The following is a 1385-nucleotide window of genomic DNA, read 5'->3' as shown; positions in this document are numbered from 1 at the left end:
GGCTCACACCATACGAATACATCTGCAAGATATGGACATCAGAGCCAGACAGATTCATCCTCGATCCGATCCACCAGATGCCGGGACTGAACACCTAGGGCAGGGGCCGGACGGAAAGGCGGCGCGACATGATCAGGGACCGGAACACTGCGGAGCACTATGTCTGGGGCGCGAATTGCGACGGCTGGATGCTCGCGGGCGGTCCGGACCTGTCGGTCATCCACGAACGCATGCCGCCCGGCACCGCCGAAGCCCGGCATGTCCATGCCCGGGCGCGGCAGGTGTTCTTCGTGCTCGAGGGCGAGCTGACCATGGTCACCGCGGGCGGATGCCTGCGGATCGGACCGCAGCAATCGGCGGAGATCGCCCCCGGAGAGCCGCACCAGGCACGCAACGAGGGCCCTTCGGAGGTCTTCTTCCTGGTGATTTCCTCGCCGGCCACACGTGGCGACCGCACCGACCTGTCCGAAAGCTAAAGCACCATGGCAAAGAGGCCGCCGAGCTGCGCGGCCCATGCCCCGCCATGCCGGCCGACCAGGCGGCGGGGCGGCCGCAAGGCACCGCCAATCGGGGATATGCCGGCAGGACGGCATGGACGGGCCCGCCAACTCGCAGGAGGAGGGCGGCCCCATCCCCGCCATGCGAACGAAAGCGACCCCGCCAACATGTTCCTTGCCACCAGAAGCGTGGCCAGGACCGGCAATTCGCAGCGATACACGCCGCGATCCGATGAGCGCGTCCTGCGGAATCCCGAATGTCGCAGCAACCGAGCGTCACGGAAGACCCAAGTCCCATGAATCAAGCCGCGCCGGTTTCGCCCAGGCCAGCTATCGCTGCGATGCGGGGCCGCCGATCGACGGGCTCGATTTCCGGCGCCACAGCGAGGCCTTCGTCCCGCCACCTGCGGGAAGGCACATCGCCGCCTGCCTGGCGTGGCGGTTCGACACCCGGCGGATGATGGAGAGCGGAGCACAATAGCGAATGCCCGGAGAACCGCCCTTCATCCGGAGATCGCAGGCGGCGCACCGGACCCCAGCCGTCCCCTTCCGGCCCGCCTTGCAGTGCCCCACAAGTTGGTGCGGCGACTTGGTTCGCCTGCCCGCCTTGGCCCTGGCGGCGGCGATAGGGCCATGAGCCGCCATGCGGCACCGGATGCGCTGGGTGCGGGCATGGCACGGAGCCGGGTCGAACCGGAGGCCGCCGGTTGCGGTCCGGGGGACGGGCGGCTGGACCGCAGGCTCGGGGCGATGCCCGGGGCCCTAGGGGAGCGGCCGGGGAAGCCGCTGCCCGCGGCGGTCCGGGACCGGCCGGACGCCGAGGCGGCCGCCGGTTCCTCTCCGGCGGGACTGCCAGCGGAGACGGGATCCCCTTGGGGCATTCCGCGG

The 1385-nt window shown here is 69.9% G+C and carries 1 protein-coding gene; it reads left to right on the top strand.

Annotated elements, in window-relative coordinates; genetic code table 11:
• Window positions 1-128: 128 nt before the first annotated feature.
• On the top strand, window positions 129-476 hold the full coding sequence (locus tag HCC78_RS32565; protein ID WP_172332822.1) for a cupin domain-containing protein: 348 nt from the start codon (window positions 129-131) through the stop codon (window positions 474-476).
• The last annotated feature ends 909 nt before the right edge of the window (window positions 477-1385 follow it).

It is taken from the genome of Mangrovicoccus sp. HB161399, from assembly GCF_013184745.1.
Lineage (GTDB): Bacteria > Pseudomonadota > Alphaproteobacteria > Rhodobacterales > Rhodobacteraceae > Mangrovicoccus.
This window is presented reverse-complemented; position numbering and strand designations above follow the sequence as displayed.